At 66.4% G+C, this 16589-nt stretch carries 17 protein-coding genes; 16 read left to right on the forward strand and 1 reads right to left on the reverse strand.

The features are described from left to right. The first annotated feature begins 2 nt into the window (after nt 1-2). From LPW39_RS14650 to LPW39_RS14725, 16 genes are read left to right on the forward strand one after another with little or no spacing between them, the layout of a single operon-like run. A complete protein-coding gene (locus LPW39_RS14650; protein ID WP_230776391.1) occupies nt 3-1748 on the forward strand; it encodes an AMP-binding protein in 1746 nt (581 codons plus the stop codon). Between the two features lie 3 nt (nt 1749-1751). Beyond that, nucleotides 1752-2507 carry a glycosyltransferase family 2 protein gene (locus LPW39_RS14655; protein ID WP_230776393.1) on the forward strand — a complete coding sequence of 252 codons (756 nt, stop codon included), beginning with the start codon at nt 1752-1754 and terminating at the stop codon, nt 2505-2507. Next, nucleotides 2507-3556 carry an LpxL/LpxP family acyltransferase gene (locus LPW39_RS14660; RefSeq protein ID WP_230776395.1) on the forward strand — a complete coding sequence of 350 codons (1050 nt, stop codon included), beginning with the start codon at nt 2507-2509 and terminating at the stop codon, nt 3554-3556. Before LPW39_RS14655 ends, LPW39_RS14660 begins: the two co-directional genes overlap by 1 nt. After that, the gene (locus LPW39_RS14665; RefSeq protein WP_230776397.1) at nt 3519-5069 is read left to right on the forward strand and encodes an HAL/PAL/TAL family ammonia-lyase; all 1551 of its coding nucleotides are present in this window, start codon (nt 3519-3521) and stop codon (nt 5067-5069) included. The genes LPW39_RS14660 and LPW39_RS14665 overlap by 38 nt, the downstream gene beginning before the upstream one ends. Then, the gene (locus LPW39_RS14670) at nt 5059-5499 is read left to right on the forward strand and encodes an acyl-CoA thioesterase (protein WP_230776399.1); all 441 of its coding nucleotides are present in this window, start codon (nt 5059-5061) and stop codon (nt 5497-5499) included. Before LPW39_RS14665 ends, LPW39_RS14670 begins: the two co-directional genes overlap by 11 nt. Then, complete coding sequence (locus LPW39_RS14675; protein WP_230776401.1) at nt 5496-6137, forward strand: outer membrane lipoprotein carrier protein LolA; 642 nt, start codon at nt 5496-5498, stop codon at nt 6135-6137. The genes LPW39_RS14670 and LPW39_RS14675 overlap by 4 nt, the downstream gene beginning before the upstream one ends. A gap of 14 nt (nt 6138-6151) precedes the next feature. Continuing rightward, complete coding sequence (locus LPW39_RS14680) at nt 6152-8536, forward strand: MMPL family transporter (protein ID WP_230776410.1); 2385 nt, start codon at nt 6152-6154, stop codon at nt 8534-8536. 7 nt (nt 8537-8543) lie between these two features. After that, complete coding sequence (locus LPW39_RS14685) at nt 8544-9797, forward strand: NAD(P)/FAD-dependent oxidoreductase (RefSeq protein WP_230776412.1); 1254 nt, start codon at nt 8544-8546, stop codon at nt 9795-9797. Continuing rightward, on the forward strand, nt 9764-10381 hold the full coding sequence (locus LPW39_RS14690; protein WP_230776414.1) for a DUF3261 domain-containing protein: 618 nt from the start codon (nt 9764-9766) through the stop codon (nt 10379-10381). Before LPW39_RS14685 ends, LPW39_RS14690 begins: the two co-directional genes overlap by 34 nt. Continuing rightward, a complete protein-coding gene (locus LPW39_RS14695; RefSeq protein WP_230776416.1) occupies nt 10378-11574 on the forward strand; it encodes a beta-ketoacyl-ACP synthase in 1197 nt (398 codons plus the stop codon). Before LPW39_RS14690 ends, LPW39_RS14695 begins: the two co-directional genes overlap by 4 nt. Nucleotides 11575-11595: 21 nt before the next feature. Beyond that, nucleotides 11596-12060, forward strand: coding sequence for an ApeP family dehydratase (locus LPW39_RS14700; protein ID WP_230776417.1), 465 nt, complete (start codon nt 11596-11598; stop codon nt 12058-12060). Beyond that, nucleotides 12061-12807 carry a 3-ketoacyl-ACP reductase FabG2 gene (locus LPW39_RS14705; RefSeq protein ID WP_230776434.1) on the forward strand — a complete coding sequence of 249 codons (747 nt, stop codon included), beginning with the start codon at nt 12061-12063 and terminating at the stop codon, nt 12805-12807. Further along, nucleotides 12804-14057, forward strand: a complete 1254-nt coding sequence (locus tag LPW39_RS14710) for a beta-ketoacyl-ACP synthase (protein WP_230776436.1) — start codon at nt 12804-12806, stop codon at nt 14055-14057. Before LPW39_RS14705 ends, LPW39_RS14710 begins: the two co-directional genes overlap by 4 nt. A gap of 41 nt (nt 14058-14098) precedes the next feature. After that, nucleotides 14099-14533: a hypothetical protein gene (locus LPW39_RS14715; protein ID WP_230776438.1), complete on the forward strand. Its 435-nt coding sequence runs from the start codon at nt 14099-14101 to the stop codon at nt 14531-14533. After that, the gene (locus LPW39_RS14720) at nt 14530-14970 is read left to right on the forward strand and encodes an excinuclease ATPase subunit (protein ID WP_230776440.1); all 441 of its coding nucleotides are present in this window, start codon (nt 14530-14532) and stop codon (nt 14968-14970) included. Before LPW39_RS14715 ends, LPW39_RS14720 begins: the two co-directional genes overlap by 4 nt. 15 nt (nt 14971-14985) lie before the next feature. Continuing rightward, a complete protein-coding gene (locus LPW39_RS14725; RefSeq protein ID WP_230776456.1) occupies nt 14986-15723 on the forward strand; it encodes a 4'-phosphopantetheinyl transferase family protein in 738 nt (245 codons plus the stop codon). Nucleotides 15724-15732: 9 nt separating this feature from the next. On the opposite strand, the gene LPW39_RS14730 is transcribed toward LPW39_RS14725, so the two are convergent. Further along, entirely contained in the window at nt 15733-16470 is a 738-nt protein-coding gene (locus tag LPW39_RS14730; RefSeq protein WP_230776458.1) for an SDR family oxidoreductase, read from the reverse strand. Nucleotides 16471-16589: the final 119 nt, after the last annotated feature.

The raw sequence follows: 16589 nt of genomic DNA on the forward strand, positions 1-16589 counted from the left end.
CAATGGGACAAGGAGCGACGCAGTTGAAGCAGGGTGTGGCATTGGCCGATGTGGCCGTGATGATGGCAGAGCAGGGCGCCCAGCGTCCCGTGGCCATGCAGGTCACACCGAGCGATGCCCGGACCGTGGCGGGCAGCGAATGGCTGCAGATGGTGCGCCGTTGGTATGCCGCCTTTGCAGAGCTGCCCGGCCAGGAGATCGGTTTTTATTTTGACGATGCGCTGGACTTTTCGGCCGCGCTGTGGGCGGCTTGGCATGCAGGCAAGACGCCGGTACTGCTGAGCGATCTGCTGCCGGCGACCACCGCCGCCCTGCTGCCCAGCCTGACCGGTACCGCAGGGCTGCTGCCCGGCGCCGTGGCGCCTGTGGCCGATGCTGCAGGCGATCTGCCTTTGCGGCCCCTGGACAGGCAGGCCACGCGCCTGGTGCTGTTCACCTCGGGCTCGACCGGCCAGCCCGAGCGCATAGTCAAGCAGTTGGCGCAGTTGGATGCCGAAGTCCAGGCGCTGGAGACTGCCTTTGGTGCTGCGCTGGGCGGTGGGCCGCTGCAGGTGCTGGCCACCGTGTCGCACCAGCATATCTATGGGCTGTTGTTCCGCGTGCTGTGGCCGTTGTCGGCGGGCCGCATGCTCGGCACGGCCTTCGCGCGCTACCCCGAAGACCTGCTTGCGCAGTTCCGCCGGGCACCAGCCTGCCTGCTGGTGTCCAGCCCTGCAATGCTGGGCCGGCTGCCGCAGCAGCTGCCCTGGGCCGATGCACGATCGCGTTTGCGCGCCATTTTTTCCTCCGGCGGGCCCTTGGCCGCCGAGGCCTCGGCACACAGCCTGGCGGTGCTGGGGCATTCCCCGACCGAGGTGCTTGGCAGCTCGGAGACCGGTGGCATTGCCTGGCGGCGCCGCGCCGAATCGGGCGAGGCATGGCAGGCCTTGCCGGGTGTGGCCGTCGCGCTGGATGCGGACAGCGGTGTGCTCAAGGTGCGCTCACCGCATCTGCCCGATCCTGCTCGGTGGTGGGAGACCGCAGACCGGGCCGAGGCCAGCAGCGATGGTGCCAGCTTTGTGCTGCGGGGCCGGGTGGACCGGATTGTGAAAATTGCCGAAAAGCGCATTTCTTTGACTGCACTGGAGCAGGCCCTGCAGGCCAGTGACTGGGTGCATGCGGCCCGCGCCGTGCTGATCGAGCGCAGCGATTTGCCGACCCGTGTGGGCATGGTGCTGGCGCTGACGGACGCGGGCTGGCAGCAGCTGCTCGCCCATGGCCGCCAGGCCATGGCTCAGGCCCTGCGTGCGTTGCTTGCGGATCAGGTAGAGCGGGTGGCGTTGCCACGCAGCTGGCGCTACGTCGAGCGCATGCCGATGAATGCGCAGAGCAAGGTCACCCAGCAAAGCCTGCTGGCGCTGTTTGATCCGATGATGCCCACGCCGCAATGGATGAGCCGCAGCGCCACCGAGGCCTGCGCCCGCCTCCAGGTCGTGGCGGGCTTGCGCGTGCTGGACGGGCATTTTCCGCAGGCCCTGCTGGTTCCCGGCGTGGCTCAGCTGCACTGGGCGGTGACTTTGGCGCAGCAGGCCTTTGCATTGACAGCGGCCTATGGCCGGGGCGAGGTCATCAAGTTCCAGCAGCCGATCCTGCCGGGCGATACCGTCGAGGTCGAGCTCCAGTGGCTGGCGGCCAAGGGCGCGGTCCAGTTCGCCATCCGTTCGGCGCGTGGCATGCATGCCAGTGGCCGGCTGCTCCAGGGCGTTTGACGCATGCAGCACGCGATCATCACCATCATCCCGGTCTACAACCATCCCGACACGATGGCGGACATGCTGCGCGGCGTCCTGGCCAGCGGGCAGGATTGCATCATGGTCGATGATGGCTCGGAGGCGTCTTGCGCCGCCGTGCTGGATGCGCTGACCGCCGAACATGCACCCCGGGTGGAGCTGCTGCGCCTGGCGCAGAACCAGGGCAAGGGCGCGGCCATGATCGCCGGCATGCGCCGCGCGCAGCAGCGCGGCTTCACGCATGCGGTGCAGATCGATGCCGATGGCCAGCACGCCACCGCCGACATTGCCGGCTTCGCGGCGCTGTCACGCCAGCACCCGTTGGCCATGGTCTGCGGTGCGCCGGTCTACGACCACAGCGTGCCCAAGGCCAGGCTCTATGGCCGCTATGCCACCCATGTCTGGGTCTGGATCAATACCTGGTCGCTGGACATCCGCGACTCCATGTGCGGCTTCCGGGTCTATCCGCTGGCGGCCAGCTTGCGTGCCTGGGACAGCGCCCACATCGGGCGGCGCATGGAGTTTGATACCGAGATCCTCGTGCGCATGCACTGGCAGGGCGTGCCCTTTGTCACGCAGTTCACCCGCGTGACCTACCCGCAAGATGGCCTGTCCCACTTCCGGATGCTGCGGGACAACCTGCTGATCTCCAGGATGCATGCGCGCCTGTTTGCGGGCATGCTGTTGCGCAGCCCGCTGCTGCTGTGGCGCAAGCTGGCGCGGCGGAGGGCGGTCTGATGGCGGGCGCAGGCAACAAGGCCTCCAAGGCTTCCCCGCAGACGCCATCCACGCACTGGGCCCAGATCGGGGAGAGCAGCTTTGTCGCAGGCATGTGGCTGCTCTACCAGATCCACCGGCTGCTGGGGCGTTGGCTGTTTTTGCTCTGCCTCTACCCGGTCGTCAGCTACTACTGGCTCAGTCGGCCTCTGGCCAGGCGGTCGTCGTTGGACTACCTGCAGCGCATGCAGCAGGCCCATGGGCTGTGGCCGCAGCCGCCCGGCTGGCGGGCGAGCCTGCGCCACTTCCGCGTGTTTGCGCAGGTCATTCTCGACAAGATACTGGCCATCGCGGGCCGTTACCCGGCCTCCCGGGTGCAGGTTCTGGGGCAGCAGGCCGTCATGGATTTGATTGCGCGCGGCCAGGGGGCCGTGTTCATCACCGCCCATATGGGCTGCATCGAGCTGAGCCAAGTGCTGGCCGAGCAGCGCGCGGGCCTGCGGCTGAATGTGCTGGTGCACACCCGCCATGCGCAGCAGTTCAACCGCATGCTGGCGCGCCTGTCACCGGGCAGCCAGGTGCGCTTCTTGCAGGTGAAGGAGTTCAACGCGGCCACGGCAATCTTGCTGGCCGAGCGCGTCAGCGCCGGGGAGTTCATCGCCATTGCGGGTGACCGGGTGCCGGTGCACGCGGGCAATACCGCACAGGCCCCGTTCCTGGGCGCGCAAGCGGCCTTTCCCACCGGTCCCTATGTGATGGCGGCGCTGCTCAAGTGCCCCTTGCTGCTGATGACCTGCACCCACGCCGGCGACGGCTATGCGCTGCAGATCGAGACCCTGGCCTCGCAGGTGCTGCTGCCCCGCGCTGGTCGCGAGCAGGCGCTGGCCCAGTATGCCGCCCGCTATGCGGCGGCGCTGGAGGCGCGGCTGCGCAGCGCGCCCTGGGACTGGTTCAATTTCTTTCCCTTCTGGGCGCAGGCCAACGCGCCGCAGCCCGTCACCCCTTTGGCACAGGCACAGAAAAGTAGCCCCCATGACCCAGAACGTTCCACCCACGCTGATCCTCTTTGATGGCAGCCCGCTGCAGATCGAGCAGATCACGGCCATCGCCCAGGGCCAGGCGCAAGTGCAGCTCTCGCCCGATCCCCAGTTCCGCAGCCGCATACAGCGCGGTGCGGACTTTCTCGACCGGCTGTTGCGCGAAGACGGTGTGGTCTATGGCGTCACCACCGGCTATGGCGACTCCTGCACGGTCGAGATACCGCCAGCGCTGATCCCCGATCTGCCACACCACCTCTATGCCTACCACGGCTGTGGCATGGGCCGTTTTCTGACCGACGTGGAAACGCGCGCGGTGCTGGCCTGCCGTCTGGCCTCGCTGTGCCGGGGCATGTCAGGCGTCAGCTGGGCGCTGCTGCTGCAGCTCGAGCATCTGATCCAGCACGATATCCTGCCGCGCATCCCGGCTGAAGGCTCGGTGGGCGCCAGTGGCGATCTCACCCCGCTGTCCTATGTGGCAGCGGTGCTCTGCGGTGACCGTGAGGTGCTGTTCCAGGGCCAGATCGTGCCCGCCGCGCAGGCCCTGCAAGAGACTGGCGCGGCGCCCTTGCGCCTGCGCCCCAAGGAAGGCCTGGCGCTGATGAATGGCACGGCCGTGATGACGGCACTGGGCTGCCTGGCCTGGCAGCGCGCGGACTATGTCTCACGCCTGGCATGCCGCATCACGGCGGCCAATGTGGTGGCCATTGCGGGCAATGCCCACCATTTTGACCAGACGCTGTTTGCCGCCAAACCGCATGCCGGCCAGCAGCGTGCCGCCGCGCGCATCCGGGGCGACCTGGTGGCCGAGGCGCAGCTGCGCAACTCCCACCGCCTGCAGGACCGCTACTCGCTGCGTTGCGCACCGCATGTGATCGGCGTGCTCGAAGATGCCTTGCCCTTTTTGCGCCAACTGATCGAGGCAGAGCTCAACTCGGCCAACGACAACCCGCTGATCGAGCCCGATGAGGAGCGGGTGCTGCATGGCGGCCATTTCTATGGCGGCCATATTGCGCTGGCCATGGATACCTTGAAGAACACGGTGGCCAATATTGCCGATCTGCTGGACCGGCAGCTCGCACTGCTGGTGGACACGCGCTACAGCCAGGGCCTGCCGTCCAACCTGTCGGGCTCGCAGGGCGCAACGCAGCCGATCAACCACGGCCTCAAGGCGCTGCAGATCAGCGCCTCGGCCTGGACGGCCGAAGCCCTCAAACAGACCATGCCGGCTTCGGTGTTCTCGCGCTCGACCGAGTGCCACAACCAGGACAAGGTGAGCATGGGCACGATTGCTGCGCGCGATGCGCTGCGGGTGCTGGAGTTGACCGAGCAGGTGCTGGCGGCCATGTTGATCGCCGCGCGCCAGGCAGTGCCCTTGCGTGAGCGCATCCAGCCCGATGTGCCGGTGGGACCCGCCATGCGTGCCTGGATTGCGGACCTGGCCAGCCGCGTGGCGCTGGTCGAGGAAGACCGTGCGCTGGACCGCGATCTGCACCAGTTGCTGAGCGGCATCCGTGCCCAAACCTGGAGCCTGTATGCCGACTGAAAGTGAAATGGCCTCGCGCGAGCGCCTGTCCTGCGACATCGAGATCACGCCGGCGTTCTATGACATCGATGTGATGGAGATCGTCTACCACGGCAACTACGTGCGCTTTCTGGACCTGGCCCGCAGCGCCTTGCTGGCCCAGTTCGACTACGACTACCCGCGCATGCGCGATTCGGGCTTTGGCTGGCCGGTGGTGGATATGCGCCTCAAATACGTGCGTCCGGCCGCCTTTGGCCAGCGCCTCAAGATCAAGGCGAGCATCACGGAGTGGGAGAACCGCTTGCGCATCGACTACCTGATCCGCGACGCGCAGACCGGCGAAAAGCTCAATTCGGCCTACACGATCCAGGTGGCGGTCGACATGCAAACGCAGGAGATGCGCTTTGTCTGCCCACCTGTGCTATGGGAACGTCTGGGGGTGGCGCCGTGAGGGCCTGGATCCTGTGCATGGCGCTGGCTGCGGGGATCTCCCCGGCTTTCGCCCAAAAGCCCGCTGCGGCCCCGACCGAGCCGGCGGCCCAGGACCTGTTGGCGCAGGTGCGCCAGCAGCTCAAGGATGCGCCCGTGGTGCGCGGCCAGTTCACGCAGGAGAAGACGGTCAAGGGCTTCAAGCAGCCATTGCGTTCCATGGGCGATTTCTTGGTGGCCAAGGGCCAGGGCATCGTCTGGCATGTGCGCAAGCCCTTTGCGTCGAGCCTGGTGGTCAAGCCCGACAGCCTGCAATCGCGCCGCGCCGATGGCTCCCTGAGCATGCAGATGCGTGCCGAAGACGAGCCGGTGCTGCGCACCGTAAATGCCATGCTGTTTGCCGTGATGTCGGCCGATCTGGTGCAACTGCACCATTTCTTTGAGGTCAGCGGCAAGGCGCAGGCTTCCGGCTGGCAGATGCGCTTGCTGCCGCGCGACCCGATGCTGGCGCAGTGGCTGGCCTCGATCGAGTTGGAAGGCGGGCAGTTTGTGCGTGAAGTGCGCCTGCAGGAAGCCCGGGGCGATAGCAGCCTGATCCGCATCGAAGGCGCCGAGGCCGCGTCCCAGGCCAGCGACTCCGAACTGGCGCAGTTCCGCTGAAGGATGACGGCTTGATGACTGCTACCTCACAGACTGCCGCCCACAGCGGCCACCAGGAGCGGCCTGCCGGCCTGCTGTGGCGTGCCGCTGCGCTGCTGTGGCTTTTGCTGGTGCTGGCCGTTGGCGCGCACCAATGGCATTTCTGGAAGCAGGGCCGCATCGACACCGATGTGCTGGCCCTGCTGCCAATCAATGAACGCGCGCCCGATGTGGCGCAGGCCACGCAGCAGCTGGCCGAGCAGCTCCAGCGCCAGGTCGTGGTGCTGTTGGGCACCGGGCAATGGGATCACACACGGGCAGCGGCACAGACCTTCCGCGCAGCGCTCGCTGCGCAGATGGATGCGCGCCTGACCGAAGAGACGATGGCCCAGCATGTGTCGCTGCAGTCGGCGCTGGACTTCTACCAGCCCTGGCACACGGCGCTGCTGACGCCCGCACAGCGTGCCGACCTGCGCGCGGCCAGCGATGAGGCCCTGGTCCAGCGCGCGCTGCAGGACCTGTACCAACCTGCCACGCAGGCCCGCCTGACCGGCTGGGTCAACGACCCGCTTGGCCTGTGGACGCAGTGGTGGTCGGCCCGCGCTGCACAAAGCCAGGCCCGGCCGCGGGATGCCGAGCTGTGGGTGGCTGCACAGGGCAAGCAATGGGTGGTGCTGCAGTACACGCTGGAAGGCTCGGCCTTCAGTCTCTCGGGGGAGCCGGTGATTGGCTCGGCGATGGACGATGCGCTGGCCCAGGTGCGCCGACACGCACCCGATGCGCAGATGATCATGGCGGGCGTGCCGCTGCATGCCGAGGCTGCCGCCGTGCAGGCCAATGGCGAGATCCATGTGATTGGCTGGGGTTCGCTGGCGGGCGTGCTGCTGCTGGCCTGGATCGCGTTTCGTTCGCTGCGCCCGGTGCTGCTGGTGGGGCTGTCACTGCTGATTGGCTGCGCGGTGGCGCTGAGCGTGACCGACCTGGTCTTTGGCAAGGTGCACCTGCTCACCCTGGTGTTTGGTGCCAGCCTGGTCGGCGTGGCGGAAGACTATGGTATCCACTACTTTGCATCGCGCCAGGGCACACCCGGCCGCGCGCCGCATGCGCTGATGCGAGGCCTGCTGCCCGCGCTCTGGCTGGCGCTGGGCACCAGCGCCATCGCCTATGTGGCTTTGGGCATGGCGGCCTTCCCGGGCCTGCGGCAAATGGCCTTGTTCTCGGTGGTCGGACTGGCGGCGGCGATGCTGACGGTGGTTTGCTGGTTCCCCTGGCTGGACCGGGGCCAGGTGGCGGGCAATGCGGCTGCGCAGTGGATCGGCAGGACCATGTGGTGGTGGCCGCGCTGGCGCTCGGCGCTGCCCTGGTCCCTGGCGCTGTGTGCGCTGGCCCTGCTGTGGATCACGCAGGGCCATCTGCTGCAGCTGCGCGACGATGTGCGCCAACTGCAGAACAGCTCGCCCCAGCTGCTGCAGCAGCAGATACAGGTCAGCCAGATGCTGGGGCTGCCCAGCCCGGCGCAGTTCTACCTGGTCAAGGCAGCAAGCCCTGAGGCCTTGCTGCAGCAGGAAGAGGCACTGAAGGAGCGGCTGGATGCCCTGGTCGCGCAGCAACACATCGCAGGCTACAGCGCCGTCTCGGACTGGGTGCCTTCGCAGCAGATGCAGCAGCGCAATGCCCAGCTGGTGCAGCATGCCAACCAGGTGGTGCTATCGGGCGTGAATGCACAGCTCGGTGAGGCCTTCGAGGCGGCGGCTGCGGGCAGCCCGCAGGAGCCGCTGACGCTGCAGGCCTGGCTGGCACAACCGATATCGGCCGCTGCGCGCCCGCTGTGGCTGGGTGAGCACGATGGGGCCTACCGCAGCATGGTGATGTTGCGCGGAGTGCGTGGCCAGGCAGCCCTGCCGGCGCTGGAGGCCGCTGCCCAAGGTCTGGCTGCCGTGACCTGGGTGGACAAGCCTGCGGAGATAACCGAATTGCTGCAGCGCTACCGCATCTCGATGACCGAGCTGCTGGTGGTGGGCCACCTGCTGGTGCTGGCTGCTCTGTGCCTGCGCTTTGGCCGCAGCGCCTGGCGTGCCTGGCTGCCGACCGTGCTGGCCAGCCTGGCTGTCGTCATCACCATGGCACTGATGGGCGAGCCCTGGCAGCTGTTCAATGTGCTGGCGCTGATGCTGCTGCTGGGCGTGGGCATTGACTACGGCATCTATTTACAGGAACACGAGAACGATCCGCAGGCCTGGCTGGCGGTGGTCATCGGCGCTGCCAGCACCTGGCTGTCGTTTGGTCTGCTGGGGCTGTCGCAGACGCCAGCATTGCGCGCCTTTGGCGTGACCTTGATGCTGGGCTTGCCGATGGTGCTGCTGCTGGCGCCGCTGTTCCGTGCGGAAGCCGCGCCGCTGCCTGCGGCTGAGAAAGGATGAACGGCCTATGGGCAGGATAGAGCAAACAGAGATTGTAATCATTGGTGCCGGCCCTTCGGGAGCGGTGGCTGCAGGTCTGCTGCGCAAGCAGGGCCGCCAGGTGCTGGTGATCGAGAAAGAGACTTTTCCGCGCTTTTCCATCGGCGAGAGCCTGCTGCCCCAGAGCATGCAGTACATCGAGGAAGCAGGCATGCTGCAGGAGGTGGTCGAGGCCGGCTTCCAGCACAAGAATGGCGCTGCCTTTGCCAAGGGGGCGTTGTGGAGCGATTTTGACTTTCGCGACAAGTTCTCGCCGGGCTGGGGCACCACCTACCAGGTGCCGCGCGGGCAGTTTGACAAGCTGCTGGCAGACGCCGCGGAAAAAGCCGGCGCCGAGATCCGCTATGGCCATGCGGTGACGGCCGTGGATGTGGACGCTGAGCGGCCCCTGGTGCAAGTGCGCGGCGAAGGCGGTGAGAACTACGCCGTCAGTGCGCGCTATCTGCTCGACGCCAGTGGTTTTGCGCGCATCCTGCCGCGCCTGCTGGGCCTGGAGCGGCCGTCTGATTTTCCGGTGCGTGGGGCTTTGTTCACGCACATCGAGGACCGCATCGCGCTGACCGATATGGACCGGCACAAGATCCTCATCACCGTGCATCCGCAGCACCACGGGGTATGGTTCTGGACCATTCCGTTTTCCGATGGCCGCAGCTCGCAAGGTGTAGTCGCCACGCCGGACTACCTGGCGCGCTACCCCGGGACGGAGGTCGAGCGCCTGCGCGCCATCATTGCCGAGGTCCCTACGCTGGCCAAGGTGCTGCGACAGGCCGTATGGGATACGCCCGGGCGCTCGCTGACGGGCTATGCAGCCAATGTCACCTCGCTGTGGGGCAAGAACTATGCGCTGCTGGGCAATGCGGGTGAGTTTCTCGACCCCGTCTTCTCCAGCGGCGTGACGATCGCGATGAAGTCGGCCAGCCTGGCCGCCGGCTGCATTGGCCGCGCCTACCAGGGCGAGACGGTGGACTGGCAGGCGGACTATGCGCTGCCCCTGCAGGCCGGTGTCGACACCTTCCGGGCCTTTGTGGCCGGGTGGTACGAGGGGGGCTTTCAGGATGTGATCTTCCATGACCAGCACGCGCCAGAGATTCGCCGCATGATCGCCTCCATCCTCGCCGGCTATGCCTGGGACCGCAGCAATCCCTATGTGGCCGAGCCTCAGCGCCGCCTGGATGTATTGCGCCAGCTGTGCCAGCAGACCGTGCCGGAGGTGGTGGCATGAAGGCGCTGGGCATGCTGGGCACGGCCCTTCTGCTGGCCGGCTGCGCGCTGCAGCCAGCGCCGCAGCGGGAATCCACGGCCCAAGCGGCCCATGCCTCGACCCGGCTGGCGCTGGCGCCGGCGGCCTTGGGGTGCTCGGCGGCGGTGCAGCAGCGCCTGACGGTGCAGCCCCCTGGGCAGGCCGCCCAGGAACTCGATGCCTTGCTGGAAGTGGATGCGCACCGCATGAAGCTGGCGATCCTGAACCTGGGCCAGATGGTGGGCACGCTGGAATGGGATGGTGCGCAGCTCCAGCCCCAGCTGTCACGCTGGTGGCCGGCGGTGCTGGCGCCCGAGCAGGTGCTCAGCGATGTACAGCTGGCGTTCTGGCCGCCCCAGGCGATTGCGGCCGCGCTGCCCGAGGGCTGGACCTTGGCAGTGTCTGCAGCCGGGCGGGTGCTGCAGTACCAGGGCAGCGAGCGGGTGAGGATACGCGCTGCCGGTGCGAATGCCCTGGAGCTCGTGTACCAGCAGGGCGGCTGGTCGCTGCGTATCGACAGCCCGGGCGGTGCGGATCTGTGCAGCAACGCGGCGGAGGCACCATGACGGCTGCCTCGGTCTATCTGAATGCGAGCTCGGCGATCAGCGCGGCCGGTGCCACGCCTGAGGCATTGCGTGCCAACCTGTTTGCGCCGTCCTTGCCGCCGACCTTGACGGCCACCGAGGCCTATTCACCGGGGCGGACGCTGATGCTGGGCTGCCTGCCTGCAGATGCCGTGCTGCCGGCGCTGGACTTTGCACCGCCTCAGCAGCGGTCGCGCAACAACGCCTTGGCCTGGGCGGCCATGCTGCCACTGCGCCCGCACATCGATGCGCTGGTGGCGCGTTGGGGCCCGCAGCGGGTGGCGCTGATCGTCGGCACCAGCACCGGCGGCCTGGACGAAGGGGCGTTGGCTGCAGACAGCTACCGCCGCACCGGGGCTTTTCCTCCCGGTTTTGACTACGCCGTTCAGGAGCTGGGCGATGTGGCCGCGTTTCTGGCCTCCGCGCTGGGCGTTGCTGGCCCCGCCTATGTGATCTCGACAGCGTGTTCCTCCGGTGCCAAGGCCCTGGCCAGTGGCGCGCGGCTGCTGCGCGCTGGTGTGGTGGATGCGGTGGTCGCCGGCGGTGTGGATGCGCTCAGCCCGTTCACGGTGGCGGGCTTCAGTGCGCTGGAGGCGGTCTCTGCCCAGCGCTGCAATCCGTTGTCGCTGCACCGTCAGGGCATCAACCTGGGCGAGGCGGCAGCCTTTTTTGTGATGACGCGCGACGCCGGGCCGGTGCGCCTGGCCGGCTGGGGCGAGAGCCAGGATGCGCACCATATGTCTGCGCCTGACCCGAGCGGGCGCGGGGCGCTGTCGGCCATGCAGCAGGCGCTGCAAGGTGCGGGCATGCAGCCGGCCGCGCTCGACTACATCAATCTGCATGGCACGGCCACGCCACACAACGACGCGATGGAAAGCCTGGCGGTGCATGCGCTGGTAGGCGAGGGCTGTGCGGTCAGCTCCACCAAGCCGCTCAGCGGCCACAGCCTGGCAGCCGCAGGTGCGCTGGAGGCGGCCTTGTGCTGGCATGTGCTGCATGACAACCCCAGGGGCCGTTTGCCCGCGCATTGGTGGGATGGCGAGCCCGACCAAGCGCTGCCGGCGCTGCAGGTGGTGGGGCCGCACACGGCCCTGGGCCGCGCCCCGCAAGCAGTGCTGAGCAACTCTTTTGCATTTGGTGGCAGCAATTGCGCGCTGCTGTTGGCGGCGGGCTGAGCTATGGATGAACCACAAGCAATGACTGAGATGCTGCCCATCGAGAACTATGTGCCCCACCGTGGCGCGATGCTGCTGATCGACCGCCTGCTGGCGGCAGGCGCAGAGGGTGCAACCGCCGAGCTGCAGGTGCCGCGCGGCGGTCTTTTTCTGCAGGACGAAGGCATGCCTGCCTGGGTGGGGCTGGAGTACATGGCGCAGACCGTGGCGGCCTGGGCCGGATGGCGTGCGCTGCAGGCAGGGCAGCCAGTGAAACTGGGCTTTTTGCTCGGCACGCGCAAGTTTGAGGCTACGGCACTTTTCTTTGCGCCGGGCACCCGGCTGCAGGTGCAGGCGCAGTGCGAACTGATTGCAGAGAACGGACTGGGCATGTTTGCATGCAGCATCCGTGCGGACGACCAGCTGTGTGCCACGGCCCGCATTTCGGTCTATGAACCTGAAGACGGCAGTGCCTATGTGCAGGCGCTGCAAACGACTGAGAATTGAATGACAACCCAATCCCATTCCAAGGGCACTGTGCTGGTGACCGGCTCCAGCCGGGGCATAGGCCGGGCTATTGCAATGCGCCTGGCGCGCGATGGTTTTGACCTGGTCGTGCATTGCCGCAGCGGCCTGGCGCAGGCGCAAGCGGTCCTGCGCGATATCGAGGCGCTGGGCCGCACCGCCCGCTTGCTGCAGTTTGACGTGGCCGACCGCAGCGCTGCCAGTGTTGCGCTGGAGGCTGATATGGCAGAGCACGGTGCCTACTACGGCGTGGTCTGCAATGCCGGCATTGCGCGCGATGGCGCCTTTCCGGCGATGACCGGCGAGGACTGGGATGCCGTGGTGCACACCAATCTGGATGCCTTCTACAACGTGCTGCACCCGGTCGTCATGCCGATGGTGCGCAGACGCGCGGCCGGGCGCATCGTCACCTTGGCATCGGTGTCGGCCTTGATGGGCAACCGGGGCCAGACCAACTACAGCGCGGCCAAGGCGGGGGTGATCGCGGCCACCAAGTCGCTGGCCATCGAGCTGGCCAAGCGCGACATCACCGTGAACTGTGTGGCTCCCGGGCTGATCGACACCGACATGGTCAGCGAAGAAGTGCTGGCGCACGCGATCGACTTGATCCCGATGCGCCGCATGGGCGCGGTGGAGGAGGTGGCCGGGGTGGTGGCCTTTTTGATGGGGCCGGATGCGTCTTACGTGACCCGGCAAGTCATATCAGTCAATGGAGGCATGCTGGGATGAGCAATGACAACCACAGCGCCAAGCGCCGTGTCGTGGTGACAGGCATCGGCGCCCTGAGCCCGCTGGGCCATGATTGGCAGACGGTGCGGCAACAGCTGCACAGCGGACGCAATGCGATCCGCGTGATGCACGAGTGGCAGGACATCGAGGGCCTGAACACCCAGCTGGGCTGTACCGTGCCTGAGTTTGCGCTGCCCGCGCACTACAACCGCAAGACCATGCGCAGCATGGGCCGCGTGGCACTGATGGCCACCCGCGCAAGCGAGCTGGCACTCGAGAGTGCCGGTCTGCTGGGCCACCCGCTGCTCAAGAGCGGGAGCATGGGCGTGGCCTACGGTTCGTCGGCAGGCACGCCAGCGGCCATTGGTGATTTTGGCCGCATGATCATGGACCGCACCACCGAAGGCATCAACGCCAATACCTACATCAAGATGATGTCGCACACGGCAGCGGTCAACATCGGCGTGTTCTTTGGCTTGACGGGCCGGGTGATCACCACCTCCAGCGCCTGCACCTCCGCCAGCCAGGGCATTGGCTATGCGTTCGAGGCGATCCAGAGCGGCAAGCAGCTGGCCATGCTGGCCGGCGGCGCCGAAGAGCTCGATGCCACGCAAGCGGCGGTGTTTGACACCCTGTTTGCCACCAGCGTGAAGAACGATACGCCCGGGCTGACGCCACGGCCCTTTGACGCCGGGCGCGATGGCCTGGTGCTGGGCGAGGGCGCCTGCACCTTTGTGCTCGAGGAGCTGGCGCATGCGACAGCCCGGGGCGCGCCCATCATCGCCGAGCTGATCGGCTTTGGCAGCAACTGCGACGGCACGCATGTGACCCATCCCAATCCGGCCACGATGGCGCAGGCCATGCGGCTGGCGCTGCAGGACGCGGGCCTCGCGCCCGCCGACATCGGCTATGTGAATGCGCACGGCACCGCCACTGAGCAGGGCGATATCGCCGAGGCGGCGGCGACATTCGATGTCTTTGGCGACCGGGTGCCGGTGAGCACGCTCAAAGGCTACATGGGCCACACCTTGGGCGCCTGCGGCTCGCTGGAGGCCTGGATGAGCCTGGAGATGATGCGCGAGGGCCTGTTTGCGCAGAACGCCAACCTCAACCAGGTGGACGAGCGCTGCGCCGCGCTGGATTACATCACCGGCCAGCCCCGGGCCATTGGTACCGACGTGGTAATGAGCAACAACTTTGCCTTTGGTGGCATCAATACCTCGCTGATCTTCAGGCGCTGGATGCCCTGAGTTCGTCCTCTACCCATCCACAACTCGGAAATGAGAAAAAAATGAACCTCTTGAAAACCTCCAGCTGCATTCTGGCCCTGGCACTGTGCTCCGGCGCTGCCATGGCGCGCCAAGCTGTTTTGATTGACCACCCAAAGATTCTCTTGCTGGCCGACGGCCCGCCGCTGACCGAGCAACAGGTACGCGCCAGAATCATCAATGCCGCGCAGAACATTGGCTGGCAGCCCACCAAGGATGATCCTGGCCATATGGAGCTGATGTATGACAAGGCCGGCCAGTACCAGGCTTACATCGAGGTGAACTACGACGCAGCGGGCTTTGACATCAACTATGTGCGTAGCAACAACCTGAACTATGAGGAGCGCGACGGCCAGCGCAGGATCCACCCGGGCTACAACCGCTGGATCAAGAACCTGAACAAGCAGATCAGCACGCCCGTGGCGCCCGTACCTGCTGCACCAGGAGCTGAACAATGAACGCACTGAAATATGCCTGCGCGCTGCTGCTGGTCTGTGGCAGCCTGGGCGCTGCCCATGCGCGCGATACCCAGCTTTTGGTGCCTCTGGACGAGGTCATCCAGATGGGCCTGGCCGATGGCAAGTTGGATGGGAGCGTCACCTTCCACCTGTCTGGCGCCGCAGCCCCGGCCGTCAAGGAAGCGCTGGGCGATGATGTCTCCAACAAAAAAACCAATGGCGTCGGCAAGGACGACCTGACCGCCTGCCGCTGGGCCGCGCTGTCGGCGCTGATCGCTTTCCAGGCGTCTGCCAAGAAACGGGGGGCCGACGCGGTGGTGGACATGCACAGCGTGTACAAGGGCAACAACGTCAAGGACCCCGTCAACTTTGAATGCCATGCGGGCAACATCGTTGTGGGTGTGGCCCTCAAGGGCAGCTACGCCAAGACGCGTTAAAGCGGGAATGCTCCTGTGTCCCATCGGCTGCTGCTGGTGTCGCAGGCTGCCTTGGAGGGCGCTGTGCATGCCAGCACACCCTCGCAGTGGCTGAGCGCCTCGGAGCAAGCGCGCCTGGCGCAGATGGCAGAGCCGGCGCGCCGCGCCGAGTTCATCGCCTGCCGCTATGCGTTGCGGTTGCTGCTGGCAGGCGACGAGGGGCGGTTTGCCGATTGGTCGCTGGAGGCGCCGGCCGGGCAGCCGCCGCGTCTTTCAGCAAGCACAGGCGCGGGCTTGCATTTGTCACTGTCCCACAGCCATGGCTGGATCGCGTGCGCGCTGGCGCCTGAGCCGGTTGGCATCGATATGGAGCTGATCACCCGCAAGCCGGCCAGCGCCATCGCCGACCTGGCCCAGCTGGCCTGCACACCGGACCAGCGCGAGGCGCTGGCGCAGATCGCCGACCTTGCGCAATGCCAGCAGCGCTTCGTGCAGCTCTGGAGTCTGAAGGAAGCCTGGTTCAAGCAGCGCGGGACGGGGGTGGACTTTGCCATGCTGCCACGCCTGGCCTGCCTGCCGGCCCCCGCTGCTGCCGTGCAGGGCGCAGCGGGCGGCAGTGCCCATGCCTGGGCGTGGGTGGCAGAGACGCCCGCTGGCCAAGCAGCGATGGTGTCGGTATGCACCCGCAGTGCCGTCGCGCATTGGGCGCTGCATGCGCAGTCCCATCTGCCGCTGCCTGCCGCCCAGCGCTTTTGCATCGGCTTGTTGGGCTGAGTCTGCGGTTCAGGCAATACCGCCATTGGCGCGCAGCACCTGGCCGTTGACCCAGCCGGCGTTCTTGCTGGCCAGAAAGGCGACCACGGCGGCGATGTCTTCGGGCTCGCCCAGGCGCTCCAGCGGAGGCATCTTGGCAAAGTGTTCGATCTGGGCCTCGCTCTTGCCGGCGAAGAACAGTTCGGTCGCGACCGGGCCGGGGGCTACTGCATTGACGGTGATCTGGCGGCCACGCAGCTCCTTGGCAAACACGCGGGTAAAGGCCTCTACCGCTGCCTTGCTGCCGTTGTAGATGGCGTAGCCGGGCAGGTTCAGGGCCAGTGCGGTGGTCGAGAGGTTGATGATGCGCCCGCCGTCATTGAGGCGCGTGGCTGCTTCGCGCAAGGTGTTGAAGACGCCCTGGGTGTTGATCGCAAAGGTCTTGGCAAACAGCGCATCGCTGGTTTCGGCCAGGGTGCTGGTGGTCAGCACGCCGGCATTGTTGACGAGCACATCAATCTTGCCCAGTTGCTGCTCGACGGCGCTGAACATGGCCTGCACCTGGTCAGCCTGTGAGATATCGGCGCGGATGGCCATCGCCTGGCCACCTTCTTGCATCAGCGCCTGGGCCAGTGCTTCGGCCTCTTGCGCGTTGTTGGCGTAGTTGATGGCGATGGCATAGCCCTCTTGGGCCAGTCGGCGGGCTATGGTGGCACCAATGCCGCGCGATGCGCCGGTGATCAGGGCAATGGAGGTGGGCTTGGTCATGTCTGCTTTCCTGTCGTTGATGGAATGGCTGGATTTTTGACTATTCCATTCAAAAGATCATTACCCTGATTTGAATTTTATAATTCGGTTTACTTTAATAATCTGCGCCGCTCTGGCGC

The organism is Comamonas koreensis, from assembly GCF_021026195.1.
GTDB lineage: Bacteria > Pseudomonadota > Gammaproteobacteria > Burkholderiales > Burkholderiaceae_C > Comamonas > Comamonas koreensis.

Excerpts from the sequence above, each read along its gene's own strand:
- LPW39_RS14650 (WP_230776391.1), top strand. The coding sequence starts at position 3 with ATGGGACAAGGAGCGACGCAGTTGAAGCAGGGTGTGGCATTGGCCGAT.
- LPW39_RS14655 (WP_230776393.1), top strand. The coding sequence starts at position 1,752 with ATGCAGCACGCGATCATCACCATCATCCCGGTCTACAACCATCCCGAC.
- LPW39_RS14660 (WP_230776395.1), top strand. The coding sequence starts at position 2,507 with ATGGCGGGCGCAGGCAACAAGGCCTCCAAGGCTTCCCCGCAGACGCCA.
- LPW39_RS14665 (WP_230776397.1), top strand. The coding sequence starts at position 3,519 with ATGACCCAGAACGTTCCACCCACGCTGATCCTCTTTGATGGCAGCCCG.
- LPW39_RS14670 (WP_230776399.1), top strand. The coding sequence starts at position 5,059 with ATGCCGACTGAAAGTGAAATGGCCTCGCGCGAGCGCCTGTCCTGCGAC.
- LPW39_RS14680 (WP_230776410.1), top strand. The coding sequence starts at position 6,152 with ATGACTGCTACCTCACAGACTGCCGCCCACAGCGGCCACCAGGAGCGG.
- LPW39_RS14685 (WP_230776412.1), top strand. The coding sequence starts at position 8,544 with ATGGGCAGGATAGAGCAAACAGAGATTGTAATCATTGGTGCCGGCCCT.
- LPW39_RS14695 (WP_230776416.1), top strand. The coding sequence starts at position 10,378 with ATGACGGCTGCCTCGGTCTATCTGAATGCGAGCTCGGCGATCAGCGCG.
- LPW39_RS14700 (WP_230776417.1), top strand. The coding sequence starts at position 11,596 with ATGACTGAGATGCTGCCCATCGAGAACTATGTGCCCCACCGTGGCGCG.
- LPW39_RS14705 (WP_230776434.1), top strand. The coding sequence starts at position 12,061 with ATGACAACCCAATCCCATTCCAAGGGCACTGTGCTGGTGACCGGCTCC.
- LPW39_RS14710 (WP_230776436.1), top strand. The coding sequence starts at position 12,804 with ATGAGCAATGACAACCACAGCGCCAAGCGCCGTGTCGTGGTGACAGGC.
- LPW39_RS14715 (WP_230776438.1), top strand. The coding sequence starts at position 14,099 with ATGAACCTCTTGAAAACCTCCAGCTGCATTCTGGCCCTGGCACTGTGC.
- LPW39_RS14720 (WP_230776440.1), top strand. The coding sequence starts at position 14,530 with ATGAACGCACTGAAATATGCCTGCGCGCTGCTGCTGGTCTGTGGCAGC.
- LPW39_RS14730 (WP_230776458.1), bottom strand. The coding sequence starts at position 16,470 with ATGACCAAGCCCACCTCCATTGCCCTGATCACCGGCGCATCGCGCGGC.